1 protein-coding gene is annotated in these 241 nt (G+C 46.5%); it reads right to left on the bottom strand.

All coding sequences use genetic code 11. The features are described from left to right. A partial coding sequence (locus HMPREF2987_RS01385; protein ID WP_373878852.1) for an SIALI-17 repeat-containing surface protein occupies nt 1–241 on the bottom strand: 241 nt, incomplete at both ends.

Raw genomic sequence — 241 nt, 5'->3', positions numbered from 1 at the left:
AGACCTACGGCTGCAAGGCCAGCATTTTCTTTAGTGCCTGTCTCTGGGAGTTTGTATTGATGACTTGCAGGTGCTTGGTAGGTCTTATCTTGTGACATAGTAAGAGCTACAAGAGACTGCTCATCTTTGTATTCTGGAACCTCATGGATAGCACCTTCTGCTCCATTGACACCACCTGTGAATTCTGGGCTTACTTCTTGAACAGCTGCTTCGACACCATTCACTCCACCAGTAAACTCTG

Origin of the sequence: Streptococcus sp. HMSC067H01 (assembly GCF_001814775.1) — a bacterium.
Classification (GTDB): Bacteria; Bacillota; Bacilli; order Lactobacillales; family Streptococcaceae; genus Streptococcus.
This window is presented reverse-complemented; position numbering and strand designations above follow the sequence as displayed.